This window comes from Phyllobacterium sp. SL163 (genome assembly GCF_049896885.1).
GTDB classification, from domain to species: Bacteria; Pseudomonadota; Alphaproteobacteria; order Rhizobiales; family Rhizobiaceae; genus Phyllobacterium; species Phyllobacterium calauticae.
The window spans coordinates 193,441-215,774 of record NZ_JAFCVE010000008.1; the positions used below are offsets into that span (position 1 = coordinate 193,441).

The following is a 22,334-nucleotide window of genomic DNA, read 5'->3' on the forward strand; positions in this document are numbered from 1 at the left end:
AGCCTACTTCATCAGCCACTCATGCTCGGGCGCGTTGTGGAATTTCCACGTGCGCTTGGGACCAGCCATGACATTGAGATAATAGAGGTCATAGCCATGACAGGCAGCGCAGGGATGATAGCCCTTGGGCACCATGACCACATCGCCATCCTCGATCGCCATCGCCTCGTCCAGTGACCGGTCATCCGTATAGACCCGCTGGAAGGCAAAACCTTGGCGCGGATTGAGCCGGTGGTAATAGGTTTCCTCCAAATAGGATTCCGCCGGAAGATTGTCCTGATCGTGCTTGTGCGGCGGATAACTCGACGTATGTCCGCCCGGCGTGATCACCTCGACCACGAGCAATGAATCCGCCGGTTCGCTTTCCGGCAGGATGTTGGTGACATAGCGCGTGTTGGTGCCCTTGCCGCGCGTTTCCTGGCCGAGATCATCAGGCGCGATCACGCGTACCGGCAGATCGCCGCCGAGGCTTGGCGCCGAACAGACGGCAAGTTCGACAGCCGTATCGGCCACCACCGACCAGTCGCAATTGGCGGGCATATAGACCGACCACGGCTTGCCCTCGAAGGGCGACATGCGCGCGCCCAGCAGACCGAGGTCGTGACCGTTGACTTGAGCAAATCCCTTGCCCGTCACGAAGACAAGACAGACTTCCGTGTCGCCGCTGCGCCCGGCAATGGTCTGCCCGGGCGCAGCGCGATTGAGGTCGAAGCCGACATAGGTCCAGCCGGCGGTTTCCGGCGTGACATGCGCCACGCGGCCGGTACCGGTTTGCGCCTTGAGCAACAATTTCGACATGGTCCTATTCCTCTTTCCCGTCCGCATCCGCCGGCTTGGCCGGTTCGGATGGGTCAAAAGCGATGAAAAACTGCCAGACGCCATAACCGGCGAAACCAAGCGCTATCGTCCCCCAGAACGGCGTGCCCGTGACGAACTCGAAAATGGCCCATGCCACGCAGAAGACCACGACAGCGATGCGCCGCCACAGGGGACGAAAGAACGGATGCTTGGAATCGCTGGTCAAACCAATCCTGCCTCTTTGATGAAGCGGCTGAGATTGGCATGGCCAAGCTTGGAATAGACGGCTGGATCAGCCTTCACGGGATCCTGCTCTGCCTCGACAACCACCCAGCCGCTATAGCCCTGGAGTTCCTTGAGAACACGAACATAGTCGATCATGCCGTCGCCGGGAACCGTGTAAACGCCGGCAAGGACGGAATCGAGGAAGGACCAGTCTTCGCGGTTGGACTGCCACATCACGGCTTCGCGGATATCCTTGCAATGCACATGGCTGATGCGCGCCTTATGATGGCGGGCGAGACGTGCCGGATCGCCGCCACCCCATGTGGCATGGCCGGTGTCGAGCAGCAGATGCACCGCGTCGCCCGTTACCTGCATGAACCGGTCGATCTCGGATTCGGTCTGCACCACGGTGCCCATGTGGTGATGATAGACCACCTGCAGGCCATAGGTCTGTTTCACCGCTTCGGCAAAGGCCGTATAGCGCTTGCCGAATTCAGCCCACGCCGACTTTTCCAGAACCGGACGGGCCGACAGCGGCAGATCCTTGTTGGAGTGGATGGCGTTCGACGTCTCGGCGGCAATGAGGACTTTGCAGCCCATATCCTTCAAGAGCGTGGCATGGCCGACAACAGCCTTGAGTTCAGCGTCGACATCACGCACGAGCAGCTCTGTCGAGTACCAGCCGCTGACAAGACTATGTCCGAACGCATCGAGGATCGGGCGCAGCTTGTCCGCCGTGCGCGGAAACTTGTTGCCGAGCTCCATGCCGGTGAACCCGGCCGCCTTCGCCTGTTCCAGACAGGTTTCCAGAGGAATATTGCCGCCGATTTCGAGCATGTCGTCATTGGACCAGCCGATTGGGTTCGCCCCGATACGGATCATTCTTGTCTTCCTTCAGTTGTTGTGTGCGGGGTGCGTGGTTCGACAAGCTCACCATGAGGAAGGTGGGTTGGCTGCAACACCAATCGCAAAGATTGCAGAATATGACTTCCTGTCATCATCTACGTCCCTCATGGTGAGCTTGTCGAACCACGCACTATTTATCTACAAATCGGGTTAATCGCCGACGCGCTGCAGTTTCAGCTTCTCTTCATAGGCCTTGCGCGCGGCATTGACCTGCGGGCGCGGGCTGACCTCTGGCACAGCCACATCCCACCAGGTGCCGCCGGCATCGGTAGAGACAAGCGGGTCCGTATCGATGACGACAACCGTGGTCCGGTCGTTCTGTTTAGCGCGTGCAAGTGCAGATTCCAGTTCCGCGATCGATGCAACCTTCTCGGCAATGGCCCCGAGGCTTTTTGCATGGCCGACAAAATCGACGTCAGGCAGAACCTCGTGGCGCGAGTCTTTCAAGAGGTTGTTGAAGTTCGCCCCGCCCGTGCCCATCTGCAGCCGGTTGATACAACCGAATCCGCGATTGTCGAGAAGCACGATCGTGATCCTCTTGCCCAGCATCACCGAGGTGGCGATCTCCGAATTGAGCATCAGATAGGAGCCATCGCCGATCATCACGACCACCTCGTCATCCGGCTTGGCCATCTTCGCCCCGAGACCGCCCGCAATCTCGTAGCCCATGCAGGAGAAGCCGTATTCGGCGTGATAGGAGCCCGGTGCGCCCGCCTGCCAGAGTTTGTGCATTTCTCCCGGCAAGCCGCCCGCCGCATGCAGGACTGTCGCCGCGCTGCCCATGGTCCGCTGCACGGCGCCGATCACCTGCGCGTCCGATGGCAGGACCGCGTTGGTCGGTCCGGTGACCTCGGCGGCGGCCTTCTGCCACTCCGCCTTGCCCTGTCTGGCATTTTCGGCCCAGCTCACGGGCGCCTTGTAACCGGCGGTCGCGGCAGCCAGTTCCAGCAGCCCTTCCCGCGCATCGGCGACGAGAGCCGCTGCACGGTGCTTGCCCGCATCGAAAGCCTGCACGTTGAGGCCGATGAATTTCTTGTCTCCATTGCGGAACAGCGCCCAGGAACCGGTGGTGAAATCCTGCAGGCGCGTGCCGACGGCCAGAATGACATCCGCCTCTTCCGCCAGACGATTGGCCGCCGATGTACCGGTCACGCCGATGGCCGCCATGTTCAGGGGATGATTGTCAGGCAAGGAGGACTTGCCACCCTGCGTTTCGCAGACGGGAATACCCGCCGCTTCCGCGAATGCTTTCAGCTCGTTCGATGCCTGCGAATAGATGACGCCGCCGCCGGCAATGACCAGCGGCTTTTTCGCCGATGTGAGCAGTTCGACGGCGGCAGCCAATTCCGCGCGATCCGGGCGCGGGCGGCGCGTCGTCCACACGCGTTCGTCGAAAAAACTTTCCGGATAGTCATAGGCTTCCGCCTGCACATCCTGACACAGCGCCAGCGTCACCGGGCCGCACTCGGCCGGATCGGTCAGCACCGCCATGGTGCGGGCGAGTGCCGGAATGATCTGTTCGGGCCGGGTGATCCGGTCGAAATAGCGCGAGACAGGACGGAAGCAGTCATTGGCCGAAACCGTGCCGTCGCCAAAGCTTTCCACCTGCTGCAGCACCGGATCGGGAATACGGTTGGCAAAGACATCGCCGGGCAAAAGCAGCAGCGGCAGGCGGTTGACATGGGCAAGTGCCGCCGCCGTCACCATATTGGTTGCGCCAGGCCCGACGGAACTCGTCACCGCCATCATGCGCTGGCGGAAACTGGCCTTGGCGAAGGCGATGGCGGCATGCGCCATGGCCTGCTCGTTATGGGCGCGGTAGGTCGGCAGCTCGTCGCGCACCTGATACAGCGCCTCGCCGAGACCCGCCACGTTGCCGTGGCCGAAAATCGCCCAGACACCGGCAAACACCGGCACCTTCCTGCCATCGATCACGGTCATCTGGCTGGTAAGGAAACGCGTCAATGCCTGCGCCATCGTCAGGCGTATCGTCTTGGTCATGTCAATCTCCTCCCGGCCTGATGCTATGCCGCTTGTTGCTTGCGGCTGGCAAGCCACGCCCTGGTCAATTTTTCGAAACGATCGGCCATGTCGGCAATGGCCGCCTCGTCGGATATCTTTCCCGCCAGCCATTGTTCGGCGGCGTCCATGAAAATCGTCCGCCCGACTGCAAAGCCTTTGACGACAGGCGCGTTGGCGGTGGCAGCGAAGGCTGCTTCCAGCTCATCCTGCGGCGCTTCCAGCCCGAGCAGGACGACACCACGGCACCACGGATCGTTCTTTTCGATCACCGCCTCGATCTTCTTCCATGCGGCGGCCGAAGCCTGCGGCTCCAGCTTCCACCAGTCCGGCTTGATGCCAAGCGCGTAGAGCTCTTCCAGCGCCCGCGGAATGGTCATGTCGTCGAGCACCCCGTGCTTTCCGGCAATGATCTCGATCAGCAGTTCGCGTCCGACCTTGCGCGCCGCTTCGAACAGGGCGCGCAGCTTGGCCTGCTGCTCTGCCTTCAGGTCTGCCGGATCGTCCGGATGATAGAAGCACAGGCATTTGATGCAATGATCCACCGGCCATTCCGCCAGCTGCGACCCGATATCCTGCGAGAATTCAAAACGCAGCGGGCGCGAGCCCGGCAGTTCGACCGGGCGGCCGAGCCAGTCAAAATTGTGCCGGGCAAATTCGAACATCGCCTCGCGCCCGAACTTTTCATCGAGCAGCATGCCATAACCGCTGCGGCCATCCGCAACCCGTGCGGCGGCCTTGACGGCCAGTTCCTTGAATGCCTGCACCCGGCCGATATCCGCGCCAAGCCTCTGGGAAAGGTCCTCAAGCTGCACGCGATGGTCAATGGCAAAGGCCATCATCGAAGGGATGTCATGGCGGCGCGTGGTTGCCCAGTGCACATGATTGATCGCCTCGTCCTTGCGCAGGGCATGCTGCGGGCTGCCATGTTCAAGGAAGAACTGCAGCTCTTCGAATGTCGGAATTTCCGGCGAGCACAGGAGACGCGACACCGCAAAGGCGCCGCAGGCATTGGCCCAGGTCGCCGCCGTGGCAAGGCTTTCGCCGCCGAGCCAGCCGCGCAGGAAACCGGACATGAAGGCATCGCCCGCGCCCAGCACGTTGAACACCTCGATGGGAAATCCCTTGCCGACAATGCCGTCTTCAAGATTGTCAGATATCGCGCCTTCATAGACGATGCAGCCCATCGGACCGCGCTTGAGCACGATGGTGGCATGGGCGGAAAGCGCGCGGATTGTCTTCAATGCCGCAAGCAGATCAGCCTCGCCGGAGGCAATCAGCACTTCCTCTTCCGTGCCGACAATCAGGTCGCAGTCGGCCAGCACCGTCTTCAGATGGCTCGATACGGCATCGGAGGCGATATAGCGGCTGTCGCCTGCCCCATGGCCGGCAAGCCCCCAGAGGTTCGGCCGGTAGTCGATGTCGAACACCACCTTGCCGCCGGCTTCCTTGATCAGGCGGATCGCCTTGCGCTGCGCGGCATCGGTGTTGGGCTTGGAAAAATGCGTGCCCGTCACCACCACGGCGCGGGCCGAGCGGATGAACTGCGGATCGACATCGTCCTCGTTCAGCGCCATGTCGGCGCAGTTCTCGCGGTAGAAGATCAGTGGAAAGCTCCTGTCGTTCTCGACCGACAGGATGACCAGTGCCGACAGCCGTTCCGCATCGGTGATGACACCATCGACGGCCACGCCTTCGCGCAGCATCTGCTCGCGGATGAAACGGCCCATCTGCTCGTCGCCGACGCGGCTCAGGAGTGCCGAGCGCAATCCGAGACGGGCGGTGCCGATGGCGATATTGGCCGGGCAGCCGCCGACGGATTTGGCGAAGGATGCGATATCCTCAAGGCGGGAGCCGATCTGCTGGCCGTAGAGATCCACCGACGAGCGGCCAATTGTGATGACATCAAGCTTTTTGCCTGTTGCAGCGCTGCCCATGACGATCCTCCCGATATGCTGATCCATCCCGCTGAAAACAGGCCGGGAATTTTTGCATATGAAATAATAATTCTATCAAATCGTCAACATGGAATGTATATTCTTTTTAGATTTCCCGCATTTCATTTGGCGCTGTTACAGGCTGCGGCGCCGTTCCGCCACGCTCACAGTCAACGCCATGGCGAGCGCCATTGTCCCCGAGAGAGACCGGAATCCAGAGAAATCTCCTTCCGCCGCCTCGAACCAGACGCTGGCCGATTGTGCCAGCGGCGAAAACGCGCTGTCGGTGATGGCGACGACAGGCACACCGCGCGCTGCCAGCGCTGCCGCATGCTCGACCGTTGCCGAGGCATAGGGCGAAAAGCTGATGGCAATCGCCGCGTCCTGCGGCCGGGCAAAGGAAAGGATTTCCGGGTCGATACCGGCCGTCGATTCAATCAGCTGATTGCGGATTTTCAGTTTGCCGAAGGCATAGGCCATATAGGCGGAGATCGGATAGGACCGGCGGCGGGCGATGAGATAGATCGTGTCCGCATGCGCCAGAATTTCCACCGCGCGCTCCAGCACATCCTCCTCGGCACTGCGGGAAATGGTCTGGATGGATTGGCTGGCCGCCGACAGGAACCCATTGAGAATGACGCGGTTCTTGGAAAGGCCTGGCGTATCGCCGCGCAGGCCCGACAGCCGTTCTTCATACGAGCCCTGCCGTTCCCGCAGGCGTTCGCGGAACACCGATTGCAGGCTGGTAAACCCGTCAAAACCCAGATGCTGGGCAAAGCGGATAAGCGTGGAGGGCTGCACGCCGGCCGACTGGGCAATGCTTGCCGCCGTGCCGAAGGCGATTTCATCGGGATTGCCGAGGGCATAGGCTGCGATCTGTGCCAGCCGCTTGGGCAGGAGCTGGCGGCGATCCAGGATCAGCGTGCGCAAGGCATCGAAGTCCTGCGGCAGAGTTGCTTCTGTGGCCGTGCTGCCCATTGCGAATCGTTCCCCTTGGTTTTGCGATACGGATGGCGAGACTACCAAAATAATCCATTCCGCAAAACGGATCAGTTATTCCATTTTCATCCGTTATAGATTACTTCAATCAGCATCTGCAAGAGATGCAGACATCCTCAAATGTCGTGGGAGTGAAGACATGTCGGGTCATGGGAATGCGCGCGCACTGGGTGTAGGGCTGATCGGAACCGGGTTCATGGGCAAATGCCATGCCTTGGCGTGGAATTCGGTCCGTGCGGTTTTCGGTGATGTCCCTCCGGTCCGCCTTGTGCATCTCGGTGAAGCCAATGCCGAGCTTGCCAGCCAGCGTGCCGCCGAGTTCGGCTTTGCCAAGGCATCGGGCGACTGGCGCGCCGTGATCAACGATCCCGATGTCGACGTCGTCTCCATCACCACGCCCAACCAGTTTCACCCCGAGATGGCTCTTGCCGCACTTCAGGCCGGCAAGCACGTCTGGTGCGAAAAGCCCATGGCCCCGGCATTCGATGACGCGAAAGCCATGACCGCGGCGGCAAAACAGTCCGGCAAGGTTGCGGCGCTCGGCTATAATTACATCCAGGGTCCGGCCATCCGCCATATCCGCCAGCTGCTGGCGGAAAAGATCATCGGCGACGTCAATCATCTGCGCATCGAGATGGACGAGGATTTCATGGCCGATCCTGACGCGCTGTTCTACTGGAAGCATGCTGCAACGTCAGGCTATGGCGCGCTCGACGACTTTGCCGTGCATCCCCTGTCGCTGCTCTGGGCGCTGTTCGGCCGGGTCAGCCGGGTCATGTGCGACATGTCAAAACCCTATGCCGAACGCCGGACGCAGGATGGCGGCATGAAGGCTGTTGAAACCTATGACAGCGCCAGCGTGCTCCTGCATATGGAAAACGGCGTGGCCGGCACGCTGCAGGTCAACCGTTCCGCCTGGGGCCGCAAGGGACGCATTGCCCTGCAGATTTTCGGCTCGAAAGGCTCGATCCTGTTCGATCAGGAACGCGCCAATGAATTCCAGCTCTACGTCACCGCAGACCGGCCGACGGAACAGGGCTACCGCACGATCCTGACCGCGCCGCATCACGAGCCGTATGGCCGCTTCATCCCGGCTCCCGGCCACGGTCTCGGCTTCAACGACCTCAAGATCATCGAGTGCCATGAACTGATCAAGCGCATCGATGGCAAGGAGGCGCATCTGATCGGTTTCGAGGACGGATTGGAGATCGAGCGCACCGTGCACGCCATGGCCCGGTCATTCAGTGAACAGCGCTGGGTGGATGTGCGGTAATGAGGGGAAATCTCCCCTCGTCACCCAGTATATAACCGCCCTGCCAGTGACCGCACCGGCAGGGCGTTTTCATTGAAACTCAGAGACTGATCGTCTTGCCTTCCTTGACCGATCGCAGGGCGGCATCGGCAAGCGCAAGGGCAATCAGACCATCCTTGCCGCTGGGAGCGGCCTTGGCGCCCGTCGCAATCGCATCGATGAAAGCGGCGATCTCGTTGGCATAGGCTTCCGTGTAGCGGGTCATGAAGAAATCATGCAGCGGCGGACGGGTATAACCGTTGCCATTGGCGACTTCAATCGACACTGGACGCTGGTTCTCCGCGGCGACCATCCCCTTGGAGCCATGCACTTCAATGCGCTGGTCATAGCCATAAGTCGCGCGGCGCGAATTGGAGATGACGCACTGCTTGCCGGAGGCGGTGGAGAGAATGACGCTGACGCTGTCATAATCGCCGAGCTCGCCGATCTTCTTGTCCACCAGAACCGAAGCATGGGCGGTCACGGCCACCGGTTCTTCACCCAAAAGGAAACGCGCCATGTCGAAGTCGTGGATCGTCATATCGCGGAAAATGCCGCCGGAACGGGTGATGTATTCGGCAGGCGGTGCACCCGGATCACGCGAGGTGATCGTCACCATTTCCACTGTACCGATGGCACCGTCATCGATGGCCTTGCGCACGGCGGCAAAATGCGGATCGAAGCGGCGGTTGAACCCGACCATCAGGGTCGCCTTGGTTTCATCGACGACGGCAAGGCATTCCTCGACGCGCTTCACATTGAGATCAATCGGCTTTTCGCAGAAGATCGCCTTGCCGGCACGGGCAAAGCGCTCGATCAGATCCGCATGCGTATCGGTCGGCGTGCAGATGATGACCGCATCGATATCCCCGGCCTTTTCGATCTGATCGATGGTGCGGATTTCACAGCCATAGGCACTGGAGAGATCCTTCGCCGCCTGTTCGAACGCATCCGCCACCGCAACAAGTTTCGCCTGTGGGTTGGAGATCACGGCCTTTGCGTGAACCTTGCCGATACGGCCCGCACCGAGCAGGCCAAAGCGTACAGTCATTTCATTACCTCTTGGAAAGAAGCCCGGATGGGTTCCGGGCATTACAGATTGGTTTCAGACTTTTCTCTTCTTCTGGCGATAGACGTCCACGACGACAGCCGCAACGATAATCACGCCCTTGATGATTTCCTGGTAATAGGCATCGACCCGCAGGAAGGTGAACCCGGAAATCATCACGCCGAGAATGATGGCGCCGATAACCGTGCCGGTGATGCGCCCGACGCCGCCCGTCAGCGAGGTGCCGCCGATCACGGCGGCCGCAATCGCATCCAGCTCGTAGGTTACGCCCATTCCCGACTGCGCCGTCTGGGCGCGGGCCGCGGTGACGATACCGGCAAGGCCGGCCAGCACGCCGGCGATGGCATAGACCTTGATCAGGTGCCGCTCGACATTGATGCCGGAGACGCGTGCCGCCTGGACATTGGCGCCGATGGCATAGGTGAATTTACCGTAGCGCGTATAACGCAGCGCGATATGGAAAATGAAAGCCACGACCAGGAACACTACCACCGGCCAGATGCCCGTGCCGATGAAATTGAACTGGTCGGTGAGCCCTGAAACCGGCGAGCCCTTGGTGTACCACTTGGCAACGCCGCGCGCCGACACCATCATGCCAAGCGTCGCGATGAACGGCGGAATCTTGGTCTGTGCGATCAGCGCGCCATTGATGATACCGGCGATCAGGCCGATACCGAGACCGATGGCCAGCGGAATGATGAAAGGCAGGTCCGTCAGGCTGGGGTAGACAGGCCTTGCCCAGGTCGAGGCCTGCGCGAAACTTGCGGCGATCATCGCTGTCATGCCGACGACGGAGCCCGACGACAGATCAATGCCGCCGGTGATGATGACCTGCGTCACGCCGACGGCGATAATGCCGATGACCGACACCTGCAGGATGATGATGGTCAGGCGCTGCTGGTTCATCAGAAAGCTCTGCCCGACGAAAATCCAGCCGAGCACTTCATAGATCAGGGCAATGCCGATCAGGACCAGGAGGATGCTGACCTCCGGCGGCAGCCGGCGCCCCTGCTTCGAGACCGCCGGTGCGGCCGCCTTTGCGGTTGCTTGTTCGCTTGTCATTGTTGTTCCTCCCCGTCCGGCAGCGGCTTCACTTGGAAGCCAGCTCCATGACTTTTACCTGGGTTGCCTCTTCCCGATCCAGGAAACCGGTGACGCGGCCCTCGTGCATCACCATGATGCGGTCGCTCATGCCGAGAACCTCGGGCATTTCCGACGAGATCATGATGACGGCGACACCCTGCTTGGCGAGTTCGGAAACGAGGCGGTGGATTTCCGCCTTGGCGCCGACATCGATGCCGCGCGTCGGTTCATCGAGAATGAGAATTTTCGGATTGGTCAAAAGCCAGCGGCCGATCAGCACCTTCTGCTGGTTGCCGCCGGAAAGATTTTCGACCCGCTCCTGCAGATTGGGCGTCTTGACCCGCAGCTTGTCGCTCATCACCTTGCAGGCCGCGGCAATGCCCTTTTCCGAAACAAAACCGAATTTGACGAACCGGTCCTGCAGCACGGCGATCTGCATGTTCTCCAAAACGTCGAGAATGAGCAGGCAGCCGGTTTCCTTGCGGTCTTCGGTGATGAAGGCCATGCCATGCTGGATCGCCTGGTTCGGCGAGGCGATGGCAACCGGCTTGCCGTTGATGGCAATCGAGCCCGTCGTGGCGGGCGTCACGCCGAATATGGTTTCGGCGACATTGGAGCGGCCCGACCCGACCAGCCCGGCAATGCCGAGAATTTCGCCGGCCCGCACATCGAAGGAAACGCCGCTGAACACATTCTTCAGCGCGAGGTCTTTCACCGAGAGGACGACATCGCCGATCGGCACGGTCTCCTTCGGAAACATCTGGGTGATCTCGCGCCCGACCATCATCTTGATGATGTCGTCGCGCGTCACGTCGGTGGAGGCATGCGTGCCGATATATCGGCCATCGCGGAACACCGAGAATTCGTCGGCGATCTCGAACAGCTCGTTCATCTTGTGGGTGATGTAGACAATGCCGATGCCCTGGCTGCGCAGGCTGCGGATGATCTCGAACAGATGCGCCACCTCGCGCTCGGTCAGCGCTGAGGTCGGCTCATCCATGATCAGCACGTCGGATTCGTAGGAGACCGCCTTGGCGATCTCGACCATCTGCCGATTGGCGACGCTCAGATCCCGCACCTGCGCTTCCGGATCAAGCGCGATGTTCAGCCGCTTGAACAGCTCGGCGGTCATTGCGAACATCTTGCCGTGATCGACAAAGCCGAACATGTTCTTCGGCTCGCGCCGGATCCAGATATTCTCGGCCACCGTCATGAACGGCATCAGGTTCAGTTCCTGATGGATCATGGCAATGCCGTTCTCCAGCGCATCGAGCGGCGATTTCAGCCGGATCGGCAGCCCCTTGAGAAACACCTCGCCCTGATCTGGAACATATATTCCAGCCAGGATCTTCATCAGCGTGGATTTGCCGGCGCCGTTCTCGCCCATCAGCGCGTGCACTGTCCCGCGCTTCAGGCGGAACGACACATCGTCCAGCGCCAGCACACCGGGAAATTCCTTGCGGATATTTTCGACATTCAACAGATATTCGGCGTTCGGCACCGCACCACTGGCGCGAACCGCAGCCATCGTTGTTGGGCTGACTGCCATAATCGTCTCCTCCCGAGACATTGAGCAAAGGCGGGAACGCGCCCGGAGGCGCGTCCCCGTGCAAGGCGCGGTGCCTTAGTTCTTGGACTGGTACTTCGACAGGTTGTCCGGCGTCACCAGCTCGAAAGGAATATAGACCTTGGTCTCAACCTTTTCGCCCTTCGACAGCTTCAATGCGGCGTCGACCGCACCCTTGCCCTGACCGGCAGCATTCTGGAACACGGTCACGCGGAGATCACCGGCAGCCATGGCAGCGAGCGCATCCTGCGTCGCGTCGACACCGGCAACAATAACCGTGTCCATCTTGCGTCCGGCGGCCTTGAGAGCCTGGATCGCACCGATGGCCATTTCGTCATTGTTGGAAATGACGGCATCGAATTCCAGACCTGCGGAGAGCCAGTTGGTCATGAGGTCGGCACCCTGGGTGCGCGACCAGTTGGCGGTCTGCTCCTCGACGATGGTGAGGCCCTTGCATTCATCCGTGGCGATCACGTCGTGAATGTCCTTCGTGCGCTGGCGCGCCGCCTGGTTGGACAGCTCGCCCATCATGACAACGACTTTGCCCTTGCCCTTCAGGAGCTTGCAGACTTCCTTGGTTTCCAGCGTGCCGGACTCGACTTCGTTGGATGCAACAAAGGCCTGCTTTGCCGGCAGTTCGTTGACGTTGACCGGCTCGCGGTTGACATAGACCAGCGGAATGCCCGCTGCGGTCGCCAGCTTCGACATGGCGGCTGTCGCGTCCGTATCCACCGCGTTGACGATGATGGCATCGACCTTCGAGGCGATGAAGTTCTGGATCTGGCTCTGCTGCTTGGCAACGTCGTTCTGCGCGTCTTCCACCTGCAGCTTCACGCCATTCAGCGTCTTGGCATAGTCCTGCATGCCATTGCGCAGGACTGTCAGGAAGTTGTCGTCGAACTGCGCCATCGACACGCCAATATTGGCGGCCAATGCCGACGTGCTCATCAAGGCTGCAACAGCCACGCTCAATATCAGTTTTTTCATTTCGTCTCCTCCACATGGTGCCCGGCCACACCGTCCTGATCCGGAAGCTCCGCGAACGTCGGCATCGTAGCCACGCAACCCCTGCTGCCAGCGATGCCTCTGCCCCTAGAGTGCGCGAAACGTCGCGCAAACTTTTCTGGACTTGTCATACGGAATATAAAAACCGTCGCATCCAGTTTCTGAAATATTTATTCCATTTTCTCAAGACGGCGTCAAGCGGGGTTCGTGAAAACCAGGCAATGATTGAGGGGTAAATTTTGCACAGCTGCGCAACCGGATTGCCTGTCTTCAACGCCGGTTTTTACCCTCACATCAGGTATTCTTCAGACTTATTGATAATTGACCCGCATCCTGAATTGATAAAATTATCGCTTTCAATCGTTTTAAATCGACTTTGGAGGGGCCGATTTGGGCGAGGCTTGCCAGCGGCGACGACATTTGCAGCTGCATTCCATTTTCAACGACAAAAAATTTTGGGAGGACATTATGAGATTAAAGGCACCGCTTATTGCGGGCTTGTTCAGCTGCGTCGCATTGGTGGGTTGTACCGGCTCGGATAACAAGGACACTGTGGCATCCCAGGGAACGTTCGGCGGAGTAGCCAAGGACCTGAACACGCAGGCATCTCAACCATCGGACACAATCAGCCAAGCAGTACAGGTCAAACAAGCTCAGGGCGATGCCGACATTGCGGCTTTGCGAGTAACGCTTGGCGAGGTCCAGCAAACCCTGAAGACTCTGGAAGCCGGCGTAACCGCAGCGAAGACGGAAAACGACCTTACCAAATTGCGGCGGTTCAATCTTCCGCAGGCAGAAGACGATGCCGCCGCACTTGCACTGAAACTGGGTGACATCGGCCCGTCCAAATTTAACCCGTTGATGGCATACGCAGAGAACCTGCAACAGCGTATCGGTGTGTTGCAGACCAATTTCCCGCTGGTGGCGGCTGACAGGGCCCGCCTGCAGAATTTGGCCGGCGACCTTGAAAAAGCCAAGACTGATCTGATTGCCGCCAGCACCAAATTCGACACAGACCGCGCCGCTCTCGCATCAGCGAATGATGCTATCCGGCAACTGCTGGAAACGGTGAAAACCAAAGCCGATGCAGCATCGATTACAGCGCTGACAGACCAGATCGTCAGTCTGTCAATCGCGATTGAAGCGCTGAAGAGAAGCAGCGGCGGTGCAACCAAGGACCTCAGCCCGCGCCTGGCTGCATTGGACAACGCACTTGACAGCCTGCAACCGCGATCTGAGTCTGACATGGCGCTGGCCCAGTTTGTCAATCTCTTCATTGGCACGACCAATACCGATAGCGGCGGCGGTCATTCCGGCAACGTCAACCCCGGCGCACAGACACCCTTCGGCATGGTCAGCTTCGGACCGGACACGAAGGGCAGCGGCGGCGAGTTTGGCGTGGGATCAGGTGGGTATTATTACGACGATGCGGCAATTCAGTATTTCAGCATGACCCATCTGAACGGTCCCGGCTGCCGCAGCCAGGGCGCGGTCGCCATGCTGCCGCAGGAAACTGCTGGCCCGATATCGAGCAACGGCGCAAGATACAACCACACCGACGAACGAGCCCGGCCCGGCTACTACCGGGTCAAATTCAACAACATCATCAGCGAACTGACCGCAACGACGAGAACCGGCATGGCGCGTTTCTCCTACGCCGACAAGGACAAGGCTTTCCTCGTCATTGACGCCACGCTCAACAACCGAGCAAAAACGAGAGACTTAAATAAGCTTGCCAATCTTGCCACAATCACCTTGGGCGAGGATAAAAGAACGATTTCCGGCAAAGCTTTAGCCGGGAGCTTCTGTGGCGGAACATGGGATCAGCCCGTCTATTTCCATGCCGTCTTCGACAAACCCTTGAAGAACACATCTTCGGTCAAAGACGGTGCAGCCACTCTGCAATTCGATCTGACCGATATTGATAAAGCCGTCCAGGTCAAAATCGGCATTTCATCAGTCAGTGCTGACAATGCCAGGAAGAATCTTGAGGCCGAGAACAATGGCTGGTTATTCGAAACCGTCAGCCAGCAATCACGCTATACTTGGAACAAGCGCCTCAATACCATCCAGATCGGTCTTGCCAAAGCTGAGGAACAAGTAAAGCTGACATCGGACCAACAGCAGCGCGCAGTAGCCAATCTGACAAAATTCTACACGGCGTTTTACCGCGTTTACAGCGGGCCTACGATCTTCAGCGATGTCAACGGCGACTACCGCAGCATGAAACAGACGTTGCCGTTCCCGGCAAAGGACACTCTGCCTGACCGCATAACCGAGAACGTGGCCAATTACAAATTCGCGTTGGACGGCAAGGAAAGCGGCTACAAGACGCATTATTCCGGCTTCTCCATGTGGGACACCTACCGTTCCGCCGCGCAACTGGTGGCTCTTGTCGCTCCGGATGAAGCCAGCGAGATGATGCAATCGCTTGTTGCCGACGCGCAGCAATGCGGTGCATTTCCGCATTGGGTGAATGGCAGCGAGGACACCATCCCCATGCAGGGCGATCACGCCCTTAACGTTATCGCCGGATCCTACATGTTCGGGGCCCGGAAATTCGACCTGACCAAAGCCCGCAAATACATGGAACAATCCACGTCGGATCCCAAAAGCACCTGCAATGACAAGCTCAGCGTCGGACGCGATGCCGACAAACCTGCGTTGCCGGACTATCTGAAACTTGGTTACATCGCTACCGATGCAGCCGCAAAGTGGCATGCATCTTCTGCCACCATTGAAATGACAACCAGCGATCGATCCGCCGGGGCCTTCCTTGCCAGTCTGCCCGCATCGGCAGGTGTTGGTCCCGGCACCATTCAGAACCTGTTCAAACGCGCATCCAACTGGCTGAACATTTTTGACATAAGCCAGAAGAAACTGCGCGCCAAAAACATTGCGGGCCAATGGTATGCTGACCAATCGCGAGACGGCGATTTCCACGAATCGACGGAGGAAAATTACATTTGGGCATTTGCCCATGACTGGACCGCGCTCATCGACAAGCTCGGCGGCAAGGATGCGGCCATCGCACGGCTGAACAAGCTGTTTTCCATCCCTGCACTCTCAGAATTCAACGATACAAGCCGCGAGCCTACTCCAAAGAGCCTGAACGACGGTGAAAAATCCTCAAAATACTACATCGGCAATGAACCGGCCTTTCAGACACCGTGGGCCTACAACTGGGCGGCTGCGCCGAAATATGCGCAATACATCATTCCGGTGATCATGAATAAAAACTTCTCCATTAACGTCGGCGGATTGCCCGGCAATGATGACATGGGGGCGACATCGGCATGGTATGTCTGGGCGGCCCTCGGGCTTTACCCGGTCATCCCGTCTGCACCCGGGCTGGCAGTATCCACGCCGCAATTCTCCGACATCACCGTCCGGCTTGGGAACGATAAAGAACTTCACATCAATACCGACAAGGATGCGATGCTCGACAATGTCCGTTACATCGGTGAAATGAAGCTCAATGACACGCCCTATCAGGGTCTGTGGCTGCCCCTCGACAAGATCAGAGACGGCGGCAAATTGAACTTCAAGCTGTCAGCGACGCCAACGGCATGGGGCGAAGATGACAGTCTTGTTCCGCCCTCGGGGCCGGGCGCCGACTACAGCAAGCCCACAGCCAAACCGCCCGCGGGTGCACAAATCATCCCGTAGAGTGATGAAATTTCTGACCTTGAAAACCGGCGCCGGCTCATCCCCGGCGCCAACTTTTTGGCAGTCGTCAGCAATCAGTATTGCGCAAGGCCATTCCTGATCGCGGTCATGCTTGCCGTGATCGCCCTCGCCGGATCGTCCAACCGCTGCACCTCCTCGGCGAATGGCTCGAACGAGAACAGCCCCGCATAGCCCCCGGCGAGAAGTGCCCGGATTTGCGCGATGTTACCGAGACGGTCCTGCACATCGACGAGAACGCGGTGCGAGTCGCGCATGTCGCTTATGGAGACGGCGGCATCGGTGACACCCGAGATGTGCACCAGCCCGGTCCATTGCGGGAAAAGCGCCGGTTCCCCGGCGAGATGGTGATGGAAGGTATCGTGGACAATCCGGAACGTGTCCTGCCCGCCAACCGCTTCGATGGCCTCGATGGCCTCGCGTTTTGAGCGCAGCGAACAGATTTCAAAGCCGAGCGGTTCGACGAACCCGAGCAGCCCCCGCGCCGTCAGGATCGGCTTGAGCGCTGTCAGCGCCGCACGCAGACTCTTCTGCCGCGCGCCGTCCTCCTGACCGGTCCCGTCATTGACCGGCACCAGAACGAGAGCCGCCGCGCCTGCATCCCTGGCATAATCGGCGAGTTCAATGGCTTCCTTTTCGCGCTCGGGCGTCCATTCATTGAAGCGCTGCAGCGCATTGATCGTCGCGATCTTCACCCCGGCCTCTACCGCCTGCGCGCGAATATCCGCAGCCGGCGTTCCGTCGATGATGGCATTGCCGGTGAGATCGTTGCGGATTTCCACGTCCTGCACACCGATGGCGCGCGCCAGCTGGAAGAAAGCCTGCGGCCGTAACGCCGGCGTGACCATGTGATTGATTGCAAAAACCGGTGCGGAACGCGTCGCGCTCATCGGAAAACCTCCCAGGAATGAAATGCCAGCACAATGCCGGCGCCGCGCGAAACATCTGTTCCATTCAGCGGTCAGTCAATCGTTCCGACGCCGCAGAAACTATCATCTCTGATAGATTCGGCTGTTTCAGATGTTTTCAGGCAGATAAATATCGAACGGCAGAAAGGTTTGTCCCGGCGTATTGGCCGCGCCGGTTTCGATGACATGGCCCATCAGATCCACCAGTTCGCGGCAGAGACGCGGCAGCGGGGTGGCAATGGCCATCGTGACGACCTTATCGGCCAGTGCCGCGCGCGATTCCGGCGTGATTTCATTGCAGATCATCACCGGTGGCTCCGGCAGGATACTCTCGCGCAGGGCTGCGATCGCCCCTTCCATACCGCCGCCAGCGACATAACACCCCGCCAGATCCGGATGGTGTTCCAAAAGATTGAGCATCGCCTCGTGCGTGATCTGCCGTGTCTCCAGATTGATCAGCGTATCGAGCACGGTAAACTCAGGCGCTTCTTCGCGAAAGAACGAGCGGAAGCCGATTTCCCGCAGCTCATGCCCCTGAAACCGGTGACTGCCGACAAAGATCGCCACCTTGCCCGGACGGCGCGCCGTTTTGGCGATCATCCAGGCCGCCGTGCGTCCTGCCTTGCGGTTGTTCAGGCCGACATAGCCCTCGCGCACGCCAGCGGCAAAGTCGGACAGCAGGGAGAAAACGGCCATGCCCCTCGCCTTCAGTTCTTCTATCACGGCCGTGATCGACGGATGGTCCGGCGCGACGAGCGCGACCGACTGCGTGCGCCCGGCCAGAGACCGCAGCTTGACGATGATGTCCTCCGGCGCCAGCGACGGACAGAAGTCGACGACCGGCACGCCGCGAAAATGCGGCGCCGCATGCACCGCCTGATCGATTTCGCGGGCAAAATCCTGATAAAAATGCTGGCCGGACTTCTGCAGGAGAAAACCCAGCCTGTATTCCGGCAGTTCCTGCCGCATACGCTGGCGGATCAGCCCCGCCGCATGATAGCCGATGCTGTTGGCAGCGTCATAGACGCGCCGCGCCGTTTCCTCGCGCACGGGCAGGCGGTTGTTGAGCACGCGGTCCACCGTCGCCACGCTGACCCCGGAAACCCGGGCAAGATCGGCAATTGTCGGTCTGTTGGCCATATCGCCTCGAATGATAGATTCTATCATAAACCGTATCATCCAATGATGGATATTGATAGGATTTTATCATCGCGAATTGAGCATGCCCCCTGCCATCGCTACACTTCTCCCATCGGGCCGCAGTGTTTGAAGTGCGTGCCGAAGGATTGGGAGGTCCTGCCATGGACGCAGCATTACCGGCATCACGCGATTACAGCCTTGTCGGCCGCGATTCACAGCGCGCTGTCGAAACCGGACTGGCTGCCGCCGAGTGGTATCACACCGATGTGCCGCGCAAGGCCATGAAGGAGCTGATGAAGCGCGAGGACGGGCCGGCCATGCGCGATACGGCGATCTGGCTCGGCAGCATGGTTGTCCTTGCCGGGCTGGGCATTGTTCTCTGGGGCACGATCTGGTGCATTCCCGTCTTTCTCGCCTATGGCGTGCTCTACGGTTCCGCCTCGGATTCCCGCTGGCACGAATGCGGCCACGGCACCGCCTTCAAGACCCGCTGGATGAACGATGCGGTCTATCAGATCGCCTGCTTCATGATCATGCGCAATCCGGTGACCTGGCGCTGGAGCCATGCGCGCCATCACACCGACACGGTCATCGTCGGCCGTGACCCGGAGATTGCCGTCATGCGTCCGCCCGATCTCGTCCGCCTCATCCTGAATGTCTTCGGCATTCTCGATGCATGGCATGCGGTTGCGGATATGCTGCGCAACGCCGCCGGGTTTGTCAGCGCCGAGGAAAAGAGCTTCATTCCCGCGCAGGAGCAGCACAAGGTCGTGCGCTTCGCCCGCATCTGGCTGGTGATCTATGTCGCCACCATTGCGCTGGCTGTGTACACAGGCTCGATCCTGCCGCTGATGCTGGTCGGCCTGCCCCGCCTGTATGGCGCGTGGCACCATGTCCTGACCGGCCTGCTCCAGCATGGCGGGCTTGCCGACAATGTCATCGATCACCGCCTCAACAGCCGCACGGTGCTGATGAACCCCGTCAGCCGCTTCATCTACTGGAACATGAATTATCACGTCGAGCATCACATGTTTCCCATGGTGCCCTATCATGCGCTGCCGCGCCTGTATGCCATGATCAGGCACGACCTGCCCGCCCCCAATCCGTCCATCCTCGACGGCTACCGCGAGATGATCCCCGCCTTCCTGCGCCAGCTGCGCAATGAAGACTATTACCTCAGGCGTGAATTGCCGCTGACAGCAAAACCCTACCGCGAGGAATTCCACGGCGAGGATGCCCGCGCTGCAGCGGAATAGAATTGGTAAGAAACAGCTTACGAATAAGACCAATGAGCAGGGCCTGTGCGGCTCCTGCCAAAGGGAGGAAAGAGCATGAGCGACTGGATTGAGGCCTGCACGGCGGATGATATCGACGAGGAAGATGTCATGCGTTTCGACCACGCGGGCCGGACCTTTGCGATCTATCGCAGCCCCGACGACGAATTCTTCGCCACCGACGGGCTTTGCACCCATGAGCATATCCATCTGGCCGACGGGCTCGTCATGGACGATATCATCGAGTGCCCCAAGCACAATGGCCGCTTCAACTACAAGACCGGCCAGGCCAAGGGCGCGCCGGTCTGCGTCAACCTGAAGACCTATCCGGTGAAAGTCGAGGCCGGCAAGGTCCTCATCCAGCTGGCTTCCTGACGATGACCGCCGGTATGGTCATCATCGGCGGTGGCGAATGCGGCGCCCGCGCCGCCTTCGCGCTGCGGGAGAACGGATATGCCGGGCCGGTCACGCTGATCGGCGCGGAAAAGCATCTTCCCTATGAACGACCGCCTTTGTCCAAGGGCACCATGATTTCACCGGAGCATCCCCTCGCCAGAACCATCGCGGGAGAGGACCGGTTCACCGAGCAGGATATCCGCTTCCTTGGCGGCACGACCGCCATTGGGATAGACCGGGAAACGAGAAAAGTCATCTTTGCGGATGGCGATCACCTCGCCTATCACCGGCTGCTGCTCGCAACGGGTGCCGTCCCCCGCCCGCTGCCGCTGGCGGCGGCAAGCAGGCATTGCGCCTGTCTGCGCAGCTATGACGACGCGCTGGCCATCCGGGCGCAGCTTCAGCCGGGCGCGCGCATTGTCATTGTCGGCGGCGGCTTTATCGGCCTTGAACTTGCGGCCAGTGCGCGCCAGCGCGGCGCCGTGGTGACCGTGCTCGAAACCCAGGCGCGCATTCTGATGCGCGGCGTACCGGAGGAAATCGCCGCAGTCATCGCGGCACGTCACCGGCAGGAAGGCGTTGTCATCCGCTGCGGCGTTGCCATTGCAGCGATCACCGACCGGGAAGCCGGCGTCACCATGACGCTTGCCGATGGTGAAAAGCTTGAAGCAGACCTCGCCGTCATCGGCATCGGCGCCCTGCCGGTTACGGCCCTCGCCGAGGCAGCCGGTCTTGAAACCGACAATGGCATCCTCGTCAATGCGCATCTGCAGACGAGCGACCCGGATATTTTTGCTGCCGGCGATTGCTGTGCGTTTCCGCTTGCCCTCTATGGCGGTCGCCAGGTGCGGCTGGAAGCGTGGCGCAATGCGCAAGAACAGGGCACGCTCGCCGCCCGCAACATGCTTGGGCTCTGCGAGCCGCATCGCGCCGTTCCGTGGTTCTGGTCCGATCAGTACGAGTTGGGGCTGCAGGTGGCCGGGCTTGCCGACGAGGGTATCAGGACAATCCGCCGGGATCTCGGCGACGGCGCGTTCATCCTGTTTCATCTCGCGGCGGATGGACGCCTTGTCGCTGCCAGCGGCATTGGTCCTGGCAACAGCGTCGCCCGGGATATCCGGCTGGCGGAAATGCTGATTGCCCGCAGCGCCTGTCCCGATCAGGCTCATCTTGCCGCTCCGGACATCAAACTCAAATCGCTGCTCGCAGCCTGAAACGGACGGAGACACCATGACCAGCAAACGCCCTACGGTGGCGGACATTCTCGCAATGAAGGGCCGTCGCCAGTTGACCATGCTGCGGGTCGAAACGCTTGAAGAGGCGGAAGCCGCCGAACGCGCGCGGGTCGATATCCTGTCCGTGCCGCCGGCGCTGCTCTCTCCCGCTTTCCGCGATGCGGCGCCATCCTGTTTCACCATTCCCGGCCTTGAATACGGCGATTTCATCACAGCGGAAGATTACCTGCGCGCCGCCTTTTGCGCCTTGCGCGCAGGCGGCGATGCCGTCTATTGCGCGGCCAGCCTGTCAACCATCCGGCGCCTGCGCGATGAAGGCATTCCTGTCTGCGGCCATGTCGGCCTGATCCCGTCAAAGGCGACCTGGACCGGCGGCTTCAAAGCTGTCGGCAAGACGGCGCAAAGCGCGCTCGATATCTGGCGCCAGACCAAGGCGCTGGACGAGGCCGGGGCCTTTGCCGCCGAAATCGAGGTGGTGCCGGTGGCGGTTGCAACCGCCATTTCCGAGCGCACCTCGCTGTTCATGATTTCCATGGGCGCAGGCGCCGGCTGCGATGCGCAATACCTCTTCGCCGAGGATATTCTTGGATCGAACCGCGGCCATTATCCGCGCCATGCCAAGACCTACCGCAACTTTTCCGCCGAATATGACCGCCTGCAGCAGGAAAGGGTCGCAGCCTTTTCCGAGTTTGTCGCAGACGTGCACGCAAAAAACTATCCGGCAGCCGAACATGTGGTTGGAATTCCGCATGACGAACTGGACCGTTTTCTCAAAGAGCTTCCTGGAGTTTGAAC

18 protein-coding genes are annotated in these 22,334 nt (G+C 60.0%); 6 read left to right on the plus strand and 12 right to left on the minus strand.

Annotated elements, in window-relative coordinates; genetic code table 11:
- Window positions 1-3: 3 nt before the first annotated feature.
- The 6 genes from iolB to ACP7B1_RS18885 form a co-directional block, all read right to left on the minus strand.
- On the minus strand, window positions 4-798 hold the full coding sequence (gene iolB / locus ACP7B1_RS18860; RefSeq protein WP_426137184.1) for a 5-deoxy-glucuronate isomerase: 795 nt from the start codon (window positions 796-798) through the stop codon (window positions 4-6).
- 4 nt (window positions 799-802) lie between these two features.
- On the minus strand, window positions 803-1,024 hold the full coding sequence (locus ACP7B1_RS18865) for a DUF3329 domain-containing protein (RefSeq protein WP_127172300.1): 222 nt from the start codon (window positions 1,022-1,024) through the stop codon (window positions 803-805).
- Window positions 1,021-1,905, minus strand: coding sequence for a myo-inosose-2 dehydratase (iolE, locus tag ACP7B1_RS18870; protein ID WP_426137185.1), 885 nt, complete (start codon window positions 1,903-1,905; stop codon window positions 1,021-1,023). The genes ACP7B1_RS18865 and iolE overlap by 4 nt, the downstream gene beginning before the upstream one ends.
- 174 nt (window positions 1,906-2,079) lie before the next feature.
- Window positions 2,080-3,930 carry a 3D-(3,5/4)-trihydroxycyclohexane-1,2-dione acylhydrolase (decyclizing) gene (iolD, locus tag ACP7B1_RS18875; protein WP_346307384.1) on the minus strand — a complete coding sequence of 617 codons (1,851 nt, stop codon included), beginning with the start codon at window positions 3,928-3,930 and terminating at the stop codon, window positions 2,080-2,082.
- 23 nt (window positions 3,931-3,953) lie between these two features.
- Window positions 3,954-5,885, minus strand: coding sequence for a bifunctional 5-dehydro-2-deoxygluconokinase/5-dehydro-2-deoxyphosphogluconate aldolase (locus tag ACP7B1_RS18880; RefSeq protein ID WP_346307383.1), 1,932 nt, complete (start codon window positions 5,883-5,885; stop codon window positions 3,954-3,956).
- 135 nt (window positions 5,886-6,020) lie between these two features.
- Window positions 6,021-6,863: a MurR/RpiR family transcriptional regulator gene (locus ACP7B1_RS18885; RefSeq protein ID WP_223612496.1), complete on the minus strand. Its 843-nt coding sequence runs from the start codon at window positions 6,861-6,863 to the stop codon at window positions 6,021-6,023.
- Window positions 6,864-7,023: 160 nt separating this feature from the next.
- Between ACP7B1_RS18885 and ACP7B1_RS18890 the strand changes: the two genes are divergently transcribed.
- Window positions 7,024-8,157 (plus strand): Gfo/Idh/MocA family oxidoreductase, encoded by a 1,134-nt coding sequence (locus tag ACP7B1_RS18890; RefSeq protein WP_346307382.1) that lies wholly within the window; start codon window positions 7,024-7,026, stop codon window positions 8,155-8,157.
- A gap of 79 nt (window positions 8,158-8,236) precedes the next feature.
- Here the strand turns inward: ACP7B1_RS18890 and iolG are convergent, their stop codons facing one another.
- From iolG to ACP7B1_RS18910, 4 genes are all read right to left on the minus strand, one after another.
- Window positions 8,237-9,226, minus strand: coding sequence for an inositol 2-dehydrogenase (gene iolG / locus ACP7B1_RS18895; RefSeq protein WP_346307381.1), 990 nt, complete (start codon window positions 9,224-9,226; stop codon window positions 8,237-8,239).
- Between the two features lie 54 nt (window positions 9,227-9,280).
- A complete protein-coding gene (locus ACP7B1_RS18900; protein WP_346307380.1) occupies window positions 9,281-10,306 on the minus strand; it encodes an ABC transporter permease in 1,026 nt (341 codons plus the stop codon).
- Window positions 10,307-10,334: 28 nt separating this feature from the next.
- The gene (locus tag ACP7B1_RS18905; RefSeq protein ID WP_403184031.1) at window positions 10,335-11,876 is read right to left on the minus strand and encodes a sugar ABC transporter ATP-binding protein; all 1,542 of its coding nucleotides are present in this window, start codon (window positions 11,874-11,876) and stop codon (window positions 10,335-10,337) included.
- 75 nt (window positions 11,877-11,951) lie between these two features.
- Window positions 11,952-12,881, minus strand: a complete 930-nt coding sequence (locus ACP7B1_RS18910) for a sugar ABC transporter substrate-binding protein (RefSeq protein ID WP_346307378.1) — start codon at window positions 12,879-12,881, stop codon at window positions 11,952-11,954.
- A 438-nt stretch (window positions 12,882-13,319) separates the two neighbouring features.
- On the opposite strand from ACP7B1_RS18910, the gene ACP7B1_RS18915 reads away from it, so the two are divergent.
- Window positions 13,320-16,568 carry a glycoside hydrolase domain-containing protein gene (locus tag ACP7B1_RS18915; protein WP_346307377.1) on the plus strand — a complete coding sequence of 1,083 codons (3,249 nt, stop codon included), beginning with the start codon at window positions 13,320-13,322 and terminating at the stop codon, window positions 16,566-16,568.
- A gap of 74 nt (window positions 16,569-16,642) precedes the next feature.
- Here ACP7B1_RS18915 and ACP7B1_RS18920 read toward each other — a convergent pair whose 3' ends face one another.
- Entirely contained in the window at window positions 16,643-17,476 is an 834-nt protein-coding gene (locus tag ACP7B1_RS18920; protein WP_346307376.1) for a TIM barrel protein, read from the minus strand.
- 126 nt (window positions 17,477-17,602) lie between these two features.
- Entirely contained in the window at window positions 17,603-18,634 is a 1,032-nt protein-coding gene (locus ACP7B1_RS18925) for a LacI family DNA-binding transcriptional regulator (protein ID WP_346307375.1), read from the minus strand.
- Window positions 18,635-18,795: 161 nt separating this feature from the next.
- Between ACP7B1_RS18925 and ACP7B1_RS18930 the strand changes: the two genes are divergently transcribed.
- From ACP7B1_RS18930 to ACP7B1_RS18945, 4 genes are all read left to right on the plus strand, one after another.
- Window positions 18,796-19,890 (plus strand): fatty acid desaturase family protein, encoded by a 1,095-nt coding sequence (locus ACP7B1_RS18930; protein WP_346307374.1) that lies wholly within the window; start codon window positions 18,796-18,798, stop codon window positions 19,888-19,890.
- A 75-nt stretch (window positions 19,891-19,965) separates the two neighbouring features.
- Complete coding sequence (locus ACP7B1_RS18935) at window positions 19,966-20,283, plus strand: MocE family 2Fe-2S type ferredoxin (protein WP_346307373.1); 318 nt, start codon at window positions 19,966-19,968, stop codon at window positions 20,281-20,283.
- A gap of 2 nt (window positions 20,284-20,285) precedes the next feature.
- Window positions 20,286-21,518: an NAD(P)/FAD-dependent oxidoreductase gene (locus tag ACP7B1_RS18940; RefSeq protein WP_346307372.1), complete on the plus strand. Its 1,233-nt coding sequence runs from the start codon at window positions 20,286-20,288 to the stop codon at window positions 21,516-21,518.
- Window positions 21,519-21,534: 16 nt separating this feature from the next.
- Window positions 21,535-22,332, plus strand: coding sequence for a 3-methyl-2-oxobutanoate hydroxymethyltransferase (locus tag ACP7B1_RS18945; protein ID WP_426137186.1), 798 nt, complete (start codon window positions 21,535-21,537; stop codon window positions 22,330-22,332).
- The last annotated feature ends 2 nt before the right edge of the window (window positions 22,333-22,334 follow it).